The sequence below is a fragment of the uncultured Sulfitobacter sp. genome (genome assembly GCF_947497275.1).
Taxonomy (GTDB): Bacteria; Pseudomonadota; Alphaproteobacteria; order Rhodobacterales; family Rhodobacteraceae; genus Sulfitobacter.
In genome coordinates, this window is the sequence record NZ_CANMFS010000001.1 from 26,301 (window position 1) to 43,591 (window position 17,291).

The 17,291-nt window shown below is 62.0% G+C and carries 16 protein-coding genes; 11 read left to right on the top strand and 5 right to left on the bottom strand.

Annotation, left to right across the window (positions count from 1 at the left end; all coding sequences use genetic code 11):
- Positions 1 to 8 precede the first annotated feature (8 nt).
- The 3 genes from topA to tldD form a co-directional block, all read right to left on the bottom strand.
- Positions 9 to 2,669, bottom strand: a complete 2,661-nt coding sequence (gene topA, locus Q1A06_RS00150; protein ID WP_299557433.1) for a type I DNA topoisomerase — start codon at positions 2,667 to 2,669, stop codon at positions 9 to 11.
- A gap of 182 nt (positions 2,670 to 2,851) precedes the next feature.
- Positions 2,852 to 4,015 carry a DNA-processing protein DprA gene (gene dprA / locus Q1A06_RS00155; protein ID WP_299557437.1) on the bottom strand — a complete coding sequence of 388 codons (1,164 nt, stop codon included), beginning with the start codon at positions 4,013 to 4,015 and terminating at the stop codon, positions 2,852 to 2,854.
- 566 nt (positions 4,016 to 4,581) lie between these two features.
- The gene (tldD, locus tag Q1A06_RS00160) at positions 4,582 to 6,003 is read right to left on the bottom strand and encodes a metalloprotease TldD (RefSeq protein WP_299557441.1); all 1,422 of its coding nucleotides are present in this window, start codon (positions 6,001 to 6,003) and stop codon (positions 4,582 to 4,584) included.
- Between the two features lie 167 nt (positions 6,004 to 6,170).
- Here tldD and coxB point away from each other — a divergent pair, with 167 nt between their 5' ends.
- The 11 genes from coxB (at position 6,171) to Q1A06_RS00215 (ending at position 16,067) form a co-directional block, all read left to right on the top strand.
- Positions 6,171 to 7,067 (top strand): cytochrome c oxidase subunit II, encoded by an 897-nt coding sequence (coxB, locus tag Q1A06_RS00165; protein WP_299558832.1) that lies wholly within the window; start codon positions 6,171 to 6,173, stop codon positions 7,065 to 7,067.
- A 95-nt stretch (positions 7,068 to 7,162) separates the two neighbouring features.
- Complete coding sequence (cyoE, locus tag Q1A06_RS00170) at positions 7,163 to 8,098, top strand: heme o synthase (RefSeq protein ID WP_299557444.1); 936 nt, start codon at positions 7,163 to 7,165, stop codon at positions 8,096 to 8,098.
- Between the two features lies 1 nt (position 8,099).
- Positions 8,100 to 8,288 carry a cytochrome C oxidase assembly protein gene (locus Q1A06_RS00175; RefSeq protein WP_299557446.1) on the top strand — a complete coding sequence of 63 codons (189 nt, stop codon included), beginning with the start codon at positions 8,100 to 8,102 and terminating at the stop codon, positions 8,286 to 8,288.
- Entirely contained in the window at positions 8,288 to 8,863 is a 576-nt protein-coding gene (locus tag Q1A06_RS00180; RefSeq protein WP_299557449.1) for a cytochrome c oxidase assembly protein, read from the top strand. Before Q1A06_RS00175 ends, Q1A06_RS00180 begins: the two co-directional genes overlap by 1 nt.
- A 27-nt stretch (positions 8,864 to 8,890) precedes the next feature.
- Entirely contained in the window at positions 8,891 to 9,697 is an 807-nt protein-coding gene (locus Q1A06_RS00185) for a cytochrome c oxidase subunit 3 (protein WP_299557452.1), read from the top strand.
- 96 nt (positions 9,698 to 9,793) lie between these two features.
- Entirely contained in the window at positions 9,794 to 10,474 is a 681-nt protein-coding gene (locus tag Q1A06_RS00190) for an SURF1 family protein (RefSeq protein WP_299557455.1), read from the top strand.
- Between the two features lie 4 nt (positions 10,475 to 10,478).
- Positions 10,479 to 11,867, top strand: coding sequence for a threonine synthase (thrC, locus tag Q1A06_RS00195; RefSeq protein WP_299557458.1), 1,389 nt, complete (start codon positions 10,479 to 10,481; stop codon positions 11,865 to 11,867).
- Entirely contained in the window at positions 11,864 to 13,126 is a 1,263-nt protein-coding gene (locus Q1A06_RS00200; RefSeq protein ID WP_299557461.1) for a pitrilysin family protein, read from the top strand. The genes thrC and Q1A06_RS00200 overlap by 4 nt, the downstream gene beginning before the upstream one ends.
- Entirely contained in the window at positions 13,126 to 13,710 is a 585-nt protein-coding gene (locus Q1A06_RS00205; RefSeq protein WP_299557464.1) for a GNAT family protein, read from the top strand. Before Q1A06_RS00200 ends, Q1A06_RS00205 begins: the two co-directional genes overlap by 1 nt.
- A gap of 58 nt (positions 13,711 to 13,768) precedes the next feature.
- Positions 13,769 to 14,599 carry an MBL fold metallo-hydrolase gene (locus tag Q1A06_RS00210; RefSeq protein WP_299558833.1) on the top strand — a complete coding sequence of 277 codons (831 nt, stop codon included), beginning with the start codon at positions 13,769 to 13,771 and terminating at the stop codon, positions 14,597 to 14,599.
- 37 nt (positions 14,600 to 14,636) lie between these two features.
- On the top strand, positions 14,637 to 16,067 hold the full coding sequence (locus tag Q1A06_RS00215) for an FAD-binding oxidoreductase (protein ID WP_299557467.1): 1,431 nt from the start codon (positions 14,637 to 14,639) through the stop codon (positions 16,065 to 16,067).
- A gap of 7 nt (positions 16,068 to 16,074) precedes the next feature.
- On the opposite strand, the gene Q1A06_RS00220 is transcribed toward Q1A06_RS00215, so the two are convergent.
- Both Q1A06_RS00220 and Q1A06_RS00225 read right to left on the bottom strand, forming a co-directional pair.
- Positions 16,075 to 16,605 (bottom strand): adenine phosphoribosyltransferase, encoded by a 531-nt coding sequence (locus Q1A06_RS00220; protein WP_299557469.1) that lies wholly within the window; start codon positions 16,603 to 16,605, stop codon positions 16,075 to 16,077.
- On the bottom strand, positions 16,602 to 17,231 hold the full coding sequence (locus tag Q1A06_RS00225) for a LysE family translocator (protein ID WP_299557471.1): 630 nt from the start codon (positions 17,229 to 17,231) through the stop codon (positions 16,602 to 16,604). Before Q1A06_RS00225 ends, Q1A06_RS00220 begins: the two co-directional genes overlap by 4 nt.
- Between the last annotated feature and the right edge of the window lie 60 nt (positions 17,232 to 17,291).

The window sequence follows — 17,291 nt, forward strand, 5'->3', positions numbered from 1 at the left end:
CCCCGGCGTCACGCGTCGCCACTGCCGGCCTTTGCTGTCTTGGCGGCAGGCTTCTTGGTCGCCGCCTTTTTTGGTGTCGCCTTTTTGGTTGCCGTCTTCTTCGGCGCGGCCTTTTTCTTCGCAGGGGCCTTCTTTTTGGCTGCGGGTTTCTTCTTGCCCGCCTTCTCCGCCCGCTCGTCCAGCAAAACAACGGCTTGTCCGAGTGTTATCTCATCCGGCTCGACCGTGTCGGGAATTGTCGCGTTCAGCTTCTCCCACTTCACATAGGGGCCGTATTTCCCGTTCATCACGTTGACGGGGCCACCCGCCTCGGGATGTTCGCCCAGTTCGCGCAGAGGGGCCGCGGCCTTTCCGCGCGCGCCGCGCGACGCGACTTTTTCTGCCAATAACTGGACGGCGCGGTTCATGCCGACGGTAAACACCTCGTCGATGCCTTCGAGGTTGGCGTTGGTGCCGCCGCGGTCCGATGTGCTGGGCGCGTGTTTGATGTAAGGACCGTACCGCCCGATATTGGCCCAGACCATTACCCCGTCTTCAGGGTGCGGCCCGATCTCGCGCGGCAGCGACAGCAGCATCACCGCGCGCTCGAGCTCCAGCTCTTCGGGCGGCCAGTCCTTCGGGATCGACTGACGCGGCGGTTTCTTGTTTTCTTCAGTCACCGCCCCGCGCTGCACGTAGGGGCCGAACCGACCCTTGAATACCCTGATTTCATCGCCCTGATCCTCGCCCAACAGCTTTCCTTCGGGCGGGATGGCGGATGCCTCGGCCTCCGGATCCGGCGGGCCGAAGGGGCGGGTGTACCGACATTCGGGATAGTTCGAGCAACCGATGAACGCTCCACCAGAACGGGCGGTGCGCATCGACAGGCGGCCGGCGCCGCAGTTGGGGCACAAGCGCGGGTCGGTGCCATCCTCGTTCGGCGGAAACAGATGCGGCTCGAGAACCTCGTTGATCTTCTCCAACACCTCGGTGATGCGCAGATCCGACGTCTCCGCTATCGCGGCGGAAAAATCGCGCCAGAAGCGTTCGAGGACCTTCTTGTACTCGGCGTCGCCGGCGGACACCTTGTCGAGCTGATCTTCGAGATCCGCGGTGAAATCATAGCCGATATAGCGTTTGAAGTAGTTCTCGAGAAAAGCCGTCACCAAACGGCCCTTGTCTTCGGGGATCAGCCGCTGACCTTCGCGGCGCACATAGCCACGGTCCTGGATGGTGGTAACGATACTCGCATAGGTCGAAGGGCGTCCAATGCCCAGTTCTTCCATCCGTTTGACCAACGTCGCCTCGGTATAGCGCGGCGGCGGTTGGGTGAAGTGCTGCTCGGGCGTGACGGCGCGCTTGGCCATCTTGTCGGACTGGTTGATCTGGGGCAGACGCTTGTCGTCGTCGTCGACCACGTCGTCGCGCCCCTCTTCGTAAACCTTCAGAAAGCCGTCGAACAACACCACCTGGCCGGAAGCGCGCAGACCGACCTGACCGTCCGCCGAGGCGATCTCGACGGTGGTGCGCTCCATCCGCGCGCTTTCCATCTGGCAGGCCAGCGTGCGCTTCCAGATCAGATCGTACAGCTTGCGTTGGTCGCCATCCATCAGCTTGAGCGCGTCCGCATCTTTGGACATTTCCGTGGGACGGATACATTCGTGCGCTTCCTGCGCGTTCTTGGCCTTGTTCTTGTAGACGCGCGGTGTGCCGGGCACGTATTTATCGCCGTACCGATCCTTGATCGCGTCACGCGCCATAGTCACGGCTTCGGGCGCCATGTCGATGCCATCGGTCCGCATGTAGGTGATGTGGCCTGCCTCGTATAGACGTTGTGCAGTCGACATCGTCTGCCGTGCGCCCATGCCGAACTTGCGGCTTGCCTCCTGTTGCAAGGTCGATGTCATGAACGGTGCGGACGGATTGCGCGAGGCCGGTTTCGCCTCGACGCTGGCGACGCTCAGATCGCGGCTGTTGATCGCCTGCACGGCCATTTCCGCCTGCGTGTCGTTCGCCAGATCGAATTTATCCAGCTTCTTGCCTGCCAAAGTCGTCAGGCGCGCCTCGAATTCCTGCCCTGTCGGTGTGGCAAGCAGGGCCTTCACGGTCCAGTATTCGCGGTTGCGGAACGCCTCGATTTCCATCTCGCGTTCGACGATGAGGCGCAGGGTGACGGATTGTACGCGACCAGCGGATTTCGCCCCCGGCAGTTTGCGCCACAACACCGGAGAAAGGTTGAATCCCACCAGATAATCCAGCGCACGCCGGGCGAGATATGCCTCCACCAGCGGCATATCGACCTGGCGTGGGTTTTTCATCGCTTCCGAAACGGCGGATTTGGTGATCGCGTTGAAGACGACGCGGCTGACCGGCGTATCCTTCTTGATGGATTTGCGTTTGAGCAATGTCTCGTGGAGGTGCCAGCTGATCGCCTCGCCTTCGCGGTCGGGGTCGGTCGCGAGAATCAGTTCGTTGTCGTTTTTGAGCGCGTCGGAGATTGCCTTGACGTGCTTCTTGCTGTCGCTGGCCACTTCCCACAGCATATCGAAGTCGTTTTCCGTATCGACGGATCCATCCTTGGGTGGCAGATCGCGGACGTGGCCGTAAGACGCAAGAACAGTGTAGTCGTCGCCGAGATACTTGTTGATCGTCTTGGCCTTGGCGGGAGATTCGACAACGACTACTGGCATGCGACTTAAGTCCTTCGACGGGAGGTTTGGCGGCGTCTACGGCCTTTGACATGTGGGATGCAAGGGGCCTTTGTCAATGAGGGTCGGGTTTCGGCATGCGGCGGCAGAGCGCCCATGCGGCTTCTTTGGCCCTCTGCGCTCAGGCTGCGGCGCCGTCTGGCGGCGCACTGGTCCGGCTCGGTTCAGCCCGGACGCGACAGCAGGCCGCCCGGACTGCGCCTGATCTGCCCATCCATTTCAAGCTCGAGAAGTGCGGGCGCCACTGTAGCAGGAGCTGCCTGCAAGTCGCGGATCAACTGATCCTCGGCAACGGGTGACGGGCCGAGACGCGACAGGATCGTCAAATGAAGCGCCGCAGCCTCGCGCAGGGATCGTTTCGGGCGGGCGGGCTTTTGCGTCAGCTGCGCAGGCCGCGGTCTCAGCGGCAGTTGCGGCGCGTCCTCGCTCAGCGGGCCGAGGGCCTCGATGATGTCCGCCGCGCTGCGCACCAATGTTGCGCCGTCGCGGATCAGCATGTTGGCTCCGGCGGCGCGTGCATCGAAGGGGTGCCCCGGCACCGCCAGCACGTCGCGCCCCTGATCGAGCGCATCGCGCGCGGTAATCAAGCTGCCCGATTTCGCTGCCGCCTCTACGACGATCGTCGCGCGCGACAGGCCCGAGATGATGCGGTTGCGACTGGGGAAATGCCGCGCCATCGGTTGCAGACCCATCGGCTGTTCGCTCAACCGCAGACCCTGTGCGGCGATGGTTTGGGCCAGATCGATATTCTCTGCCGGATACATTACATCGACGCCACCGGCCTGCACGGCGACAGTACCGAATGGTACGGCAGCCAGATGTGCCGCGGTATCAATACCCCGCGCCAGACCGGAGACGACGACATATCCGGCTTCGCCCAGGTCATGTGCGAGTGTCCGCGCCATGCGGGTGCCCAGCGAGGAGGCATTGCGCGCGCCAACCATTGCGATCATCGGACGCGACAGCAGCGAGAAATCGCCAAGCAACCACAAAAATGGCGGCGCATCGTCAAGTTCGGCCAGTGCGGAAGGGTAGTGACGGCTACCAGTTTCCAACAGCCGCGCGCCAGCCGCTTTGGCCGCTTTCAACTCTGCGTGGATCACCCCTTCGGGGCAGACTTCGTATGTCGGGACGCCCGCGGCCCGCGCCACCTCGGGCAGCGCGGCTAGCGCGTTCTGCGCAGTGCCATGTTCAGCCAGCAGTCGTTTATACGTCATGATGCCGACCCGGCGCGAGCGCAACAGACGAAGGCGGGCAAACTGTTCGTCTTCCGGGGTGGGTGGGAGTGGGGGGTGAGTGGAAGAAGGATTGAAGTCCCTGTCAGTCATCCCGTATCTCCGTCTGTTGCTGGAATCAGATATAGGTTGAACTGGTTAACAGGGGGTGAATCGATTCAGAGCAATTCAAGTAAACGGGGCCGATCGCCTCGGTCCTGGTGCTACGATGTGCTTCGCGCATCTGTAGCGTAGAGTTAGCCAGAACAAAGCAGCTGCAACAGCACCAGGTGCCATGAGCAATGGAAAAGCGGTTGATCCCCATGCGGAAAAATTCCCCAAACTGCATCAAAAAGGATCGCGGAGCAAGCGGCGCCGATCAACACTGTACTGCCAGATCCGCCAAATCCGGGCCGTCAGACAAAAGAATCAGGGGCGATGCGGGTATCGTGCCAATCCAAGTAAGCAGGGGACTGACCATCAAAAGGCCCCCGTAGGCGCTAAAGAAATCCGATTGGCTCCCTCCATAGGTCAAATCGACAAACCCGACCACGTGCAACAGGAAGCCGACGAAGGCAGTGAACAGCGCCAGGCCAAACACAGCCAGCAGAACTTTTTACCCCATGAGCCCTTTGCCGTGATGCCGTCAGTCCGCCAGATTGGCCAGGTGCTTCCTTTGCTCAAGCGGCCGAGCCGCCGACTGTCAGTCCACCGATCATCAGCGTCGGTTGACCGACCCCGACAGGCACCCACTGTCCCTGTTTACCGCAGTTGCCCATGCCGGGATCGAGCGCGGGATCGTTGCCTATGGCGCGGATCTGCTTAAGGGCGGTGGCCCCGTCGCCGATCAGCGTCGCCCCCTTGACCGGCGCGCCGACGACACCGTTCTGCACGCGGTAGGCTTCTGTGCAGGAGAATACGAATTTTCCGTTGGTGATGTCGACCTGTCCGCCGCCAAATCCGACGGCATAGATGCCATCATTCAGGTCAGCGACGATATCACCGGGGCTCACATCGCCGCCCAGCATATAGGTGTTGGTCATCCGCGGCATCGGAATATGGGCAAAGCTCTGTCGCCGCCCGTTACCGGTGCTCTGCACCCCCATGAGCCGCGCGTTCTGACGGTCCTGCATGAAGCCGACGAGCCTGCCGTCCTCGATCAGAACGTTCCTGGCGCTGGGCGTACCTTCGTCGTCGACGGAGATGGAGCCGCGACGATCCGGGATCGTGCCATCGTCCAGCACTGTCACGCCGCTGGCCGCGATCTGTTGTCCCATCAGGCCGGCGAAGGCGGAGGTGCCCTTGCGGTTAAAATCCCCTTCCAGCCCGTGCCCGATCGCCTCGTGCAGCAAGATGCCGGGCCAGCCGGGGCCAAGCACCACGTCCATAACGCCGGCAGGGGCGGGGACGGCATCAAGGTTGACCACCGCGATGCGCAACGCCTCGCGCGCTTTGGCCTGCCAGTCGGCAGCGGCCAGCATACCGTCGAGCGCAATGCGTCCGCCACCGCCCGCAGTGCCGGTTTCGCGGCGTCCGTCCTGTTCGACGATGATCGACACGTTCACGCGCGTCATCGGGCGCACGTCGCGCACGGACGTGCCCTCGGGCCGCAGGATCTCGACCTCTTGTATCGAGGCGGAGATGGATGCGCTTACCTGAACCACGCGTGGATCGAGCGCGCGGCAGTAGGCGTCGATCTCGCGTAGGGTTTCGACCTTGACCGGGAAGGCGGCACCCGCGATCGGGTCTGCGTCGGTATAAAGACGCTGGTTCGTGCCTTCGGGCGCATCGGCCCAGGTGCCGCCCCCGCTGCCCACGGCAAGCCGCGCGGTCTCGGAGGCGCGGCGCAGTGCAGCCTCGGATATTTCGGTGGAATGGGCATAGCCCGCGACCTCGCCACGAACCGCACGCAGACCGAATCCTTCGGCGGCGTCGAAACTCGCGGTCTTGAGCCGTCCGTCATCGAATATCAGTGATTCCGAGCGTCGGCGCTCAAAAAACAGCTCGCCGTCGTCGGCGCCGGCCACCGCATCGCGCAGCACGGCAAGGGCGGTCTCGCGGTCGAGGCTTTGCTCGAACGGGGAAAATGGGGCGTCGGCCATCGGTCGGTTCCTTTCGGGGGGACATGCGCGCTTCGCGTCCATCTGACGCAAGCATAACTCTTTCTTTCGTCCCTAGAATATGATTGTAAGGCGGCAGATTACAACGCCGGAGCATAGCAGCCCGTGCGTTTCAGCCACCCAGGGTCAAGAATATCGGGACGAACATGATGACAAAGCACCTTACACTTGCTGGCCTCTTGGCTGGCTTTACCAGCCTGCCTGCTTGGGCGCAAAGCGTTGATCCTCAAGGTCTTGAGATCATCGGCAAGCCCGATAACGGCAGCATGGGCTTCCAGCCCGCCGTGACAGAGCTGGCAGCGGATCTTCAATGGCTGGACGGCATGATTCTGGTGATCATCACGGCGATCACCGTACTCGTCGTCGCCCTGCTGATCTGGGTGATGATCCGCTACAACAGCAAGCGGAACCCGACGCCTGCGTCCTTTACACACCATACCCCGGTCGAGATTGCGTGGACCGTGGTGCCGATCCTGATCCTGGTGGGCATCGGTGCCTGGTCGCTGCCGATCCTGTTCCGGCAGCAGGAGATCCCGACAGCGGACCTGACGATCAAGGCCATCGGCAACCAGTGGTACTGGTCCTATGAATACGTCGACGACGATTTCGGGTTCGACAGCTACATGATCGGCGCACCGGCGCTGGGTGGCGAGAACATGAAGACGCCCGAAGTTATCGAGCAGCTTCAAGAGGCGGGATATTCCGAGGATGAATGGCTGTTGGCAACCGATACCGCTGTCGTCATTCCGGTGAACAAGACAGTCGTTATTCAGGTGACCGGTTCTGACGTGATCCACTCCTGGACAGTGCCGGCCTTCGGCGTCAAGCAGGACGCAGTGCCCGGTCGTCTGGCGGAGTTGTGGTTCACGGCCGAGCAGGAAGGCGTCTATTTCGGCCAATGCTCCGAGCTGTGCGGACAGGCGCATGCGTATATGCCCATCACGGTCAAGGTCGTCTCGGAAGAGGCGTACCAGGAATGGCTGGGTGCTGCGCGCGAGGAATACGCAGGTATACCGCAGCCGGTAAATGTTGCGTCCGCCGATTGAGTTACGGGTGGCGCTTCGGTGCCGCCTGCCTGAAGGTTCCGCCGCGTATGACCCTGCGCGGCGGTTTTTCCAACACGACGGACCACGGATGATCCATGACCGATATGACAGACACGCATAGTTTCGAGAACGAAGCGCAGTTGGGCGACTACTACGCGCTTCTCAAACCGCGCGTGATGCAGCTTGTGGTGTTTACCGCGCTCGTCGGCATGCTTGCAGCACCCGTGGCGGTCAATCCGGTGATCGGCTTCGCGTCGATCCTGTTTCTTGCCATCGGCGCCGGTGCATCCGGCGCGCTCAACATGTGGTGGGATGCCGACATCGACGCGGTGATGAAGCGGACGGCGAAGCGGCCGATCCCAGCGGGAAAGGTGACACCGCAGGCGGCGCTGAGCTTTGGTGTGGCGCTGTCGGGCCTGTCGGTGATGATGCTGGCGCTTTCCGCTAATCTGCTGGCGGGCTTTATGCTGGCCTTCACGATCTTTTTCTACGTGGTTCCCTATTCCATGTGGCTCAAACGCTCGACCCCGCAAAACATCGTCATCGGCGGTGCCGCAGGGGCGTTTCCGCCTGTGATCGGCTGGACCATCGCGACAGGCAGCTTCGCGCTTGAGCCGTGGCTGATGTTCGCGCTTATCTTCATGTGGACGCCGCCACACTTCTGGGCGCTGGCGCTGTTCATGCGCAACGATTACGACGACGCGAATGTGCCAATGCTGACCGTGACGCATGGACGCCGCGTGACGCGCAATCACATCCTTGGTTATACTGTATTGCTGGCGATCCTCGCCGTCGGTACCGCATTCACGGCGATTGGTGGCTGGGTCTATCTGGCGACGGCACTCGTGCTTAATGCGCTGTTCCTCAAGGGTGCCTATGACATCTGGCAGCGGGACGAAGACCTGTCGGAGGCTGACAACTTCGCTGTCGAACGCAAGTTCTTCCGTCTTTCGCTCTGGTATCTTTTCGCCCACTTCGGTGCGATCCTGATCGAGGCGGGCCTGAAACCCTTCGGACTGGGAGGCTGGTAACATGGCTCTACGACCCGAACACGAAATTCATACCCGTCGCAAAGGGCTCAACATCGGTGTTGGCCTGATGCTCGGTGCCTTTGTTCTGCTGGTGATGGTGCTGACGTTCACCAAGATCACATCGACCGATTTCCGCATCCCCGCCTCGCAGGGCGTGGGCGCGCAGACGGGCGGCGGAGGCACTGACTGATGGCGATGTCCGGACCACAGAAAACTGTCGTGCAGACTGTCGGTGTCGTCGTGCTGATGGGCGGTCTCGCCTGGGCTTCGGTGCCGTTCTACGACTGGTTCTGCCGCGTCACCGGCTTTGGCGGTGTGCCCGGCGTATCCGCGGTGGCGTCCGACGAGGTTCTCGAAGAGACGATCAAGGTGCGTTTCGACGGATCGCTCAATAACGGCATGGCGTGGGAGTTCAAACCCGTCGTGCGTGAGATGGAGGTACGGATCGGTGAGACCGGTTTGGCCTTCTACGAGGCCTATAATCCGACGGACAAACCGATTGCGGGGCAGGCATCGTACAATGTCACGCCTTATCAAGCCGGCGCATTCTTCGAAAAAATCGAATGTTTTTGCTTTACCGAGCAGGTACTCGCACCGGGCGAGCGTGTTGAGATGCCGGTCAGTTTCTACATCGACCCCGAGATTGTCACGGACCGCGAGGGAAAGTATATACATACGATCACGTTGTCTTATACTTTCTACGAAATCGATCTGCCCGAAGGCTATGCCGCCCTCGATACGGATCAAAAAACAGACCTGAACTAACAATAAAAGGTAATAGGGACGCTAGCCATGGCCCACGCAAAAAATCACGACTATCATATTCTCTCCCCGTCCATCTGGCCTTTGCTGAGCGCGCTCTTCGCCTTCACCATGTTGACGGGTGGCGTTCTGTGGATGCATTCGGTTACGCCGTTTGTGTTCCTGATCGGTTTTGCCGGCACAGTGTATTGCATGTTCGCCTGGTGGTCCGAAGTCGTCGATGAAAGCAAGATCGGCGATCATACCAAGGTGGTCCAGATCGGTCTGCGCTATGGCTTCATCCTATTCATCATGTCCGAAGTGATGTTCTTCGCCGCGTGGTTCTGGAGCTTTTTCAAGCACGCGATTTATCCGATGAACGAATACATCGGTTCGGAATACATTCCGCCGGAGATCTACCAGGTCGACGCCTTCCACCTGCCGCTGATCAACACGCTGATCCTGCTGTTGTCCGGCTGCGCCGTCACATGGGCGCACCACGCGCTGGTGCATGGCAACAACCGTTCCGACCTCAAGAACGGCCTGATCATCGCGGTGGTGCTGGGCATCCTGTTCACGGGGCTTCAGGCCTATGAATACAATTACCTGCTCCATCAGGGCTGGGAATTCGGCGGCGACAAGTTCTTCTCGAATTTCTTCATGGCGACCGGCTTTCACGGGGCACATGTCATCATTGGGACGATCTTTTTGTTCGTGTGCTGGCTGCGCGCACGGGCCGGCCACTTCACATCCGAACAACACGTCGGGTTCGAGGCGGCGGCTTGGTACTGGCACTTCGTCGATGTGGTCTGGCTGTTCCTTTTCTTCGCAGTCTACATCTGGGGTATCCCGTCCTGAACGCGGGCTTGCGCCTGTAACGGATAGGTTTACATACCGACGCGCGGGGCCCGGCTCCGCGCGTTTTTCCATTTCTCGCCGCCTATGGGGTGTTTCGTGCGCCGTTCTCTCTTTTTGATCATCATCGGCGTCGGCGGGGCTGCCGTGCTGTTGTGGCTTGGTTTCTGGCAGATCCAGCGTCTGGACTGGAAGCTGGCGGTGATCGAAGACATCGACGCACGCATCGCAGCCGCGCCTGTGGCGTTGCCCGACGCGCCCGACCCCGAAACCGATGCCTATCTTCCGGTGCGGGTAAGCGGGGCGTTGAACGATACATACCTGCGGGTGCTGGTGAGCCAGAAGGAAATCGGTGCCGGATACCGGATCATCTCGGCGCTCGATACCGGCGACCGTCGTGTTCTGGTAGACCGTGGTTTCGTCCCGGTAGCGCAGACGGATATTCCGGTGCAGCAGCAGCCCGTGACGGTGTACGGCAATCTGCAATGGCCACAGGAAACCGACAGCTTTACGCCCGCGCCGGACCTTGCGGAAAACATCTGGTTTGCGCGCGACGTGACCGCAATGGCCGACGCGCTCGGGACCGATCCCGTGCTTGTCGTCGCGCGCGAGATGTCGGTGAACGATGCCCCGGTCACGCCGCTGCCTGTTGACACGGCGGCTATTCCGAACGACCACCTGCAATACGCGATTACCTGGTTTTCGCTTGCGGTCATCTGGGCCGCGATGACTACCGCCTTTCTCTGGCGCGCCCGTCGTGCCCCCCAAACCAAGAGCTGATTTCATGCGCTATATCTCTACCCGCGGCACCGCACCGGCCCTGTCCTTTGAAGAGGCCATGCTGACCGGGCTCGCGCGCGATGGCGGCCTGTACGTGCCCGAAACCATCCCGACGCTGACCCCTGAGCAAATCGCGCGGATGAGCGGGCAAAGCTATGAGGAGGTCGCGTTCACCGTGATGCGCCCGTTTGTCGGAGATACGTTCACCGACTCGGAGTTCCGCGATCTGATCGCGAAGGCCTACGCAGGCTTTGGCCACGATGCGCGCGCGCCTTTGGTCGAGCTTGCGCCCAACCATTTTCTGCTGGAGCTGTTTCACGGTCCCACGCTCGCGTTCAAGGATTTCGCGATGCAGATCATCGGCCAGATGTTCCAGCTTGCGCTGGGGCGCAAGAACGCGCGCGTCACGATCGTGGGCGCGACCTCCGGCGATACAGGCTCTGCCGCGATCGAGGCGTTTCGAGGTCTGGAAAATGTCGATGTCGTCATCCTCTATCCGCACGGGCGCGTGTCCGAGGTGCAGCGCCGCCAGATGACGACACCGGGCGAAGACAATGTGCACGCGCTGGCACTCGACGGGGATTTCGACGACTGTCAGGCGCGGCTTAAGGATATGTTCAACGATTTCGAGTTCCGCGACGGCGTCCAGCTTGCCGGGGTCAACTCGATCAACTGGGGCCGCGTGCTGGCGCAGGTCGTGTATTATTTCACTTCCGCCGTGGCGCTGGGTGCCCCGGCGCGCGAGGTCAGCTTTACCGTGCCGACCGGCAACTTCGGCGACATCTTTGCGGGCTATATCGCCAAGCGGATGGGCCTGCCCATCGCGGATTTGGTGGTCGCGACAAACCAGAACGATATTCTGCACCGGTGCCTGAACGGGCAGGGGTACCGAAAGGGTACCGTGCACCCGTCAATCAGCCCGTCGATGGATATTCAGGTGTCTTCCAACTTCGAACGCGCGCTGTTCGACGCTTACGACCGGGATGGGAACGCCGTCGCGCAACTGATGACTGAACTGGCTCAGGGCGGGTTTGACGTGAGTCAGGGCGCCATGCAGGCGCTGACGGAAATCTATTCCTCGGGCCGCGCCTCCGAAGAAGAAACATCACAGACAATCGCCGATTTCGTCACCCGCACGGGTGAGCTGTTGTGCCCGCACTCCGCCGTCGCCGTGAAGGTGGCGAACGAAAGACGCGACGCTGCGACGCCGATGATCACACTGGCCACCGCGCACCCGGCAAAGTTCCCCGATGCCGTCGAGGCCGCGACCGGTATCCGCCCGCCGCTGCCGGCCCGCATGGCCGATCTGTTCGACCGGCCCGAACGGTTGACCCGCGTGGCCAACGACGTCGAGGCGCTCAAAACACATATCAAAGGACTGATCCGCGCGTGACATTGCAAACCCACCGCCTCTCCAACGGCTTTCGCATCGTAACCGAACATATGCCCGGCCTCGCCTCCGCGTCCATCGGGATATGGGTCGGAGCAGGTGGACGGCACGAGACGCCGAGACAAAACGGCATCGCGCACTTTCTTGAGCACATGGCCTTCAAGGGGACCGCGAACCGCAGCGCGCTGCAGATCGCCGAAGCCATCGAGGATGTCGGTGGCTACATCAATGCCTACACCTCGCGCGAAGTCACAGCCTATTATGTGCGGGTTCTGGAAAACGACGTGCCGCTGGGTCTGGAGGTGATCGCGGACATCCTGCGCAATCCGGTGATGGACAAGGCCGAGATCGAGGTGGAGCGCGGTGTGATCCTGCAAGAGATCGGTCAGGCCCTCGATACCCCCGACGATGTTATTTTCGACTGGTTGCAGGAAAAGGCCTATCCCAAGCAGGCGATGGGCCGCACGATTTTGGGCCCGGCGGATCAGGTTGCCAAATTCAGCCGCAAGGACCTGACTAAATTCATCGACCAGCACTACGGGCCTGAGCAGATGATCCTGTCGGCGGCGGGGGCGGTTGATCATGATGCGTTGGTCGCGATGGCGGAGAACCTGTTTGGCGACATGGCCCGCAAGCCGGTGATCACGGCACCGGCGGCGGTCTTCAAAGGTGGCGAGCACCGTCAGGTGAAAACGCTGGAACAGGCGCACTTCGCGTTGGGTTTCGAAAGCCCCGGTTACCGCGCCGACGATATCTATGTCGCACAGATCTACGCATCGGCCCTCGGCGGCGGCATGTCGAGCCGTCTGTTCCAGGAGATCCGCGAGAACCGCGGCCTGTGTTATACCATCTTCGCTCAGGCGGGTGCCTATGCCGATACCGGCATGATGACCGTTTACGCCGGCACCTCTTCCGAGCAGCTCGAGGAACTTTCGAACATCACCATCGACGAAATGAAGCGGGCGGCGAGCGACATGAGCCCCGCAGAAGTGGCGCGAGCGCGCGCGCAGATGAAAGCGGGCCTCTTGATGGGTCTGGAAAGTCCTTCGAACCGGGCCGAGCGGCTGGCGCGCCTGCTCCAGATCTGGGACCGTATCCCGCCTCTTGAGGAAACCATCGCGCAGATCGACGCCGTGACCACGGGCGACGTGCGCGATTTCGCAGAAGGTATGGCCGCGACAGCACCGGCGGCGCTGGCGCTTTACGGGCCGGTTGACGGGGCGCCCGATCTGTCGGCGCTTCAGGCGCGTCGCGCTGCCTGATGATGCTGTTGCGGCGCAAGCTCGCGCTCGAGACCGAGCGGATGACCCTGCGCCCGCCGGTGCACAGTGATTTCCGGCCCTGGGTCGCGTTGCGCGCGGGCAGCCGCGCCTACCTGACACCGTGGGAGCCTGCATGGTCTGACGACCATCTGTCGCGCAAGGCATTCTCGAACCGCGTCTACTGGGCCAGCCGGTCGATCAGTGGGGGCACCGCGCTGCCGCTGTTTTTGATCCGCCGGTCCGATCAGGTGCTGCTGGGTGCAATTACCCTCGACAACATCCGGCGCGGTCCGGCGCTTGCGGGCACGCTTGGCTATTGGACCGGTGAGAGCTTCGCGCGTCAGGGATACATGCGCGAGGCGATAGACACGGTGGTACACTACGCGTTCCAGCATCTGGATCTGAGCCGGATCGAAGCCGCCTGCCTGCCGGAGAACAAACCGTCGCGCGGGCTGCTGGAGCGGACCGGTTTCAAATACGAAGGCGTCGCCCAAAGCTACCTGCAAATCGACGGGCGCTGGCGCACTCATGTGCTATATGCACGATTGCGCGGCGACAGACGGGGAAAAACCGACATAGCCTGACCCTGCGGCAACGGGTTGTTTTGGAATCCTGCCGACCGGTGCTAGCATAGGTACCATGATGACTCGCCTGATCGCAGCTCTGACCGTCCTTTCCGCTCTGACGGCTCCCCTTCATGCGCAGCAGACGACAGCGCGCACGCCCAGCCATTGCCACGCTTTGGCGGACGCCACACGGGGTTTGCATTTTGTGCATCGGGCAAGCCTGCGCGATGTGCCGCAGGAAACCGTCGATTTGCATTACATCGGGCACGCCAGTTTTTTGCTGCGCAGCCACGGCGGGATGAACATTGTAACGGACTTCACGGGCTTTATCGGAAACACGCAGATGATTCCGGACGTGGTGACGATGAACCACGCCCACGACACACATTGGACGCCGTTTCCCGATCCGGCGATCACGCATGCGTTGCCAGGCTGGGGGCCACATGGCGAGGGGGTGACCCACCGTCTCGATCTGGGTGAGGTGCTGGTGCGTAATGTCTCGACCGACATCCGGTCCGACTTCACCGGCGTCGAGGAGAACGGCAATTCTATCTTCGTGTTCGAGATCGCGGGACTGTGCATCGGGCATCTGGGTCATTTGCACCATGCCCCGAACGACGAGCAGTTCGCGGCGATCGGGCGGCTCGATGTGGTCATGGCACCGGTGGATGGTGGCTATACCCTCGATCACGCGACGATGATCGCGGTGCTCAAGCGGTTGCGCTCGCGTATCGTGATCCCGATGCACTGGTTTTCGGGCTTCGCGCTGGAAGAATTTCTCGAAGGCATGTCCGATGACTTCACCGTTGTTCGGGTCGAGGGACCGCAGTTGAACGTGCGCCGAGACGCGCTTCCGTCCCAGCCGACGATCATGGTGCTTCGACCGCAGTATCTGCGCGACAATTGACTCTTGCATCCCGACAAGCCGCGTTAAATCATGGGGCATGACACGGACACCTCCCCTTGCCCCCGCCGACGATACCTTTGCGCAGTCTCTCCGGGCTGCGCTGCCTGCTGGCACGCTCGACACCACATCGGCGCGCTATCTCGAAGAGCCGCGCGGCCGCTATGCCGGGCAAACGGCGATACTGGCCAAGCCCCGCACGACACAGGAGGTCGCGACCCTGATCCGACATGCCGCGCAAGCGCGCGTCGGCGTCGTACCCTACGGCGGTGGCACCGGACTGGTGGGCGGGCAGGTGGCCTCCGACGGGCCTGCGCCGCTGATCCTGTCGCTGGAGCGGATGACCGCGATCCGTGAAGTGTTTGCGGACGAGAACGTGATGATCGCCGAGGCGGGTGCCATTCTGGCCGACGTGCAACAGGCGGCGGCGGATGCGGACCGGCTGTTCCCGCTGAGCCTTGCGGCACAGGGATCGGCGCGGATCGGTGGCAATCTGGCCACGAATGCGGGCGGCACCGGCGTCTTGCGTTATGGCAACGCCCGCGATCTGTGCCTTGGGCTTGAGGCGGTGCTGCCGGACGGGCAGATCTGGAACGGGCTGACGCGCCTGCGCAAAAACAATACAGGCTATGATCTGCGCCATCTTCTGATCGGGGCCGAAGGGACGCTTGGTGTAATCACGGCGGCGGCGCTCAAGCTGTTCGCGCGTCCCGCGCAGACCGGCACCGCGCTGTTGGTCGTTGAAAGCCCGCAGGCAGCGCTCAAGCTGCTGAGCCGCGTGCGCGGCAGTTTCGGCGAGATGATCAGCGCGTTCGAACTGATCCATCGTCAGGGGTTTGATTTCCTGTCCGAAACCATGCCCGAAGTGCGCCAGCCCTTTGCCGCGCCGCCGGAATGGTCGGTCCTGATAGAGCTTGGCCTCGCCGCAAACATCGACCCGCAAGCCGGGCTGGAGGCGCTTTTCGCAGACGCGGCGGAGGCGGGATTGGTAAGCGACGGCCTGATCGCGCAATCAGAGCAGCAGGCCAAGGATTTCTGGTCCATCCGCGAGAGCATCCCCGAGGCCAACCGGCGCATCGGATCGGTATCGAGCCACGATATTTCCGTGCCGCTGGGCGCGATCGCCGGCTTCATCACCCAAGCCGGAGAACGGCTGGCCAGGATCGGCGCATTTCGTATCAACTGTTTCGGACACGTCGGCGACGGTAATCTGCACTACAACGTGTTCCCGCAGCCGGGGCGGACCCGCGCCGACCACGAGAACCAGCGCGATGCGATAAAGCGGTGTGTGCACGATCTGGTGGATGAAATGGGCGGCTCGATCTCGGCGGAGCACGGCATCGGGCGGCTCAAGGTGGCGGACCTTGAACACTACACCGATCCGGCGAAACTCTCCGCGATTCGGGCGATCAAGGCAGGCCTCGATCCGCTTGGCATCATGAACCCGGGGGCCGTGCTGCGCCGGTTATAGGTCGGTGCTACGTTCCCTCGAAGCTGCATAGCGTCTGAACGTCTATGCCCATCGCCTCAAGCCGCTTTCGGCCGCCCAGCTCCGGCAGGTCGATGATAAAGCTGGTGGATACGATCTCGGCACCCAGCTTTTCGAGCAGCTTGATTCCGGCCTCGGCGGTGCCGCCGGTGGCCAGCAGATCGTCGACAACAAGAACACGCTCGCCCGCCGTCACGGCGTCGTCGTGGATCTCCATCGTCGCCTCGCCGTATTCCAACTGGTATTTCTGACTGATCGTTTTGCCCGGCAGCTTGCCCATCTTGCGGATCGGCACGAAGCCGATGCTGAGTTGGTGCGCGATGGCACCGCCCATGATGAATCCGCGCGCTTCAAGCCCCACCACCTTGTCGATCTTGATTCCGGCGTAGGGGTGCAGCATCTGGTCGATCGCCATTCGAAATCCGCGCGCGTCCGCGAAAAGCGTGGTCACGTCGCGAAACATGATCCCGGCGTGCGGGAAGTCCGGGATGGTGCGGATGTAGTCTTGAACGGATTTCACGAAGTGCTCCTGCGTAGGGTTGCTGTCAGAACGCCCATGGCAACAAGCGCGGAGCCCCCCGCACGGGTGATCCAGACGATGAGGGAGGGCCGCGCGATGACGCGGCGCAAACGGTCGGCTGCCAGCGCATAAGCCAGCGCGTTAAGCGCCGCAAGCCCCACGAACGTCGCGATCAGGATTGCGAACTGCGGTCCGAGGGGGGCGTCGGACGAGATAAACTGTGGCACGAAGGCGATGAAGAAGGCGATTGATTTGGGGTTCAGCGCGGTCACGGCGGCGGCGTGGCTGAACACGCGGCCCGAAGTGACATCATCGGCGTCCGGCACGTCCAGCCCGGCTGTCGGAGCCGACCGGATCAGCTTGACCCCGAGCCAGATCAGATACACAGCGCCGATCCATTTAAGCGCGGTGAACAGCGTGGCGGACGCCAGCACCAGTGCGCCGAGCCCCAACAGCGATGCCGTCATCGCAATAAGATCACCCAACGCCACGCCCGCGGCCGAAGCGACGGCGACGCTGCGCCCCTTGGAGAGCGCGTAGCTGAGCACCAACAGGACGGTCGGACCGGGGATGAGCAAAAGCGCAGTGGAGGCGGCCGCGAAGGCAAGCCAAAGATCGAATGACATGGAAACGTCCCCGTTCAGCGCGGCGGGTATTGTCGCCGCAGCGCCACCCTGTCCTGCGCG

Excerpts from the sequence above, each read along its gene's own strand:
- topA (WP_299557433.1), bottom strand. The coding sequence starts at position 2,669 with ATGCCAGTAGTCGTTGTCGAATCTCCCGCCAAGGCCAAGACGATCAAC.
- dprA (WP_299557437.1), bottom strand. The coding sequence starts at position 4,015 with ATGACTGACAGGGACTTCAATCCTTCTTCCACTCACCCCCCACTCCCA.
- tldD (WP_299557441.1), bottom strand. The coding sequence starts at position 6,003 with ATGGCCGACGCCCCATTTTCCCCGTTCGAGCAAAGCCTCGACCGCGAG.
- coxB (WP_299558832.1), top strand. The coding sequence starts at position 6,171 with ATGACAAAGCACCTTACACTTGCTGGCCTCTTGGCTGGCTTTACCAGC.
- cyoE (WP_299557444.1), top strand. The coding sequence starts at position 7,163 with ATGACCGATATGACAGACACGCATAGTTTCGAGAACGAAGCGCAGTTG.
- Q1A06_RS00175 (WP_299557446.1), top strand. The coding sequence starts at position 8,100 with ATGGCTCTACGACCCGAACACGAAATTCATACCCGTCGCAAAGGGCTC.
- Q1A06_RS00180 (WP_299557449.1), top strand. The coding sequence starts at position 8,288 with ATGGCGATGTCCGGACCACAGAAAACTGTCGTGCAGACTGTCGGTGTC.
- Q1A06_RS00185 (WP_299557452.1), top strand. The coding sequence starts at position 8,891 with ATGGCCCACGCAAAAAATCACGACTATCATATTCTCTCCCCGTCCATC.
- thrC (WP_299557458.1), top strand. The coding sequence starts at position 10,479 with ATGCGCTATATCTCTACCCGCGGCACCGCACCGGCCCTGTCCTTTGAA.
- Q1A06_RS00205 (WP_299557464.1), top strand. The coding sequence starts at position 13,126 with ATGATGCTGTTGCGGCGCAAGCTCGCGCTCGAGACCGAGCGGATGACC.
- Q1A06_RS00210 (WP_299558833.1), top strand. The coding sequence starts at position 13,769 with ATGACTCGCCTGATCGCAGCTCTGACCGTCCTTTCCGCTCTGACGGCT.
- Q1A06_RS00215 (WP_299557467.1), top strand. The coding sequence starts at position 14,637 with ATGACACGGACACCTCCCCTTGCCCCCGCCGACGATACCTTTGCGCAG.
- Q1A06_RS00225 (WP_299557471.1), bottom strand. The coding sequence starts at position 17,231 with ATGTCATTCGATCTTTGGCTTGCCTTCGCGGCCGCCTCCACTGCGCTT.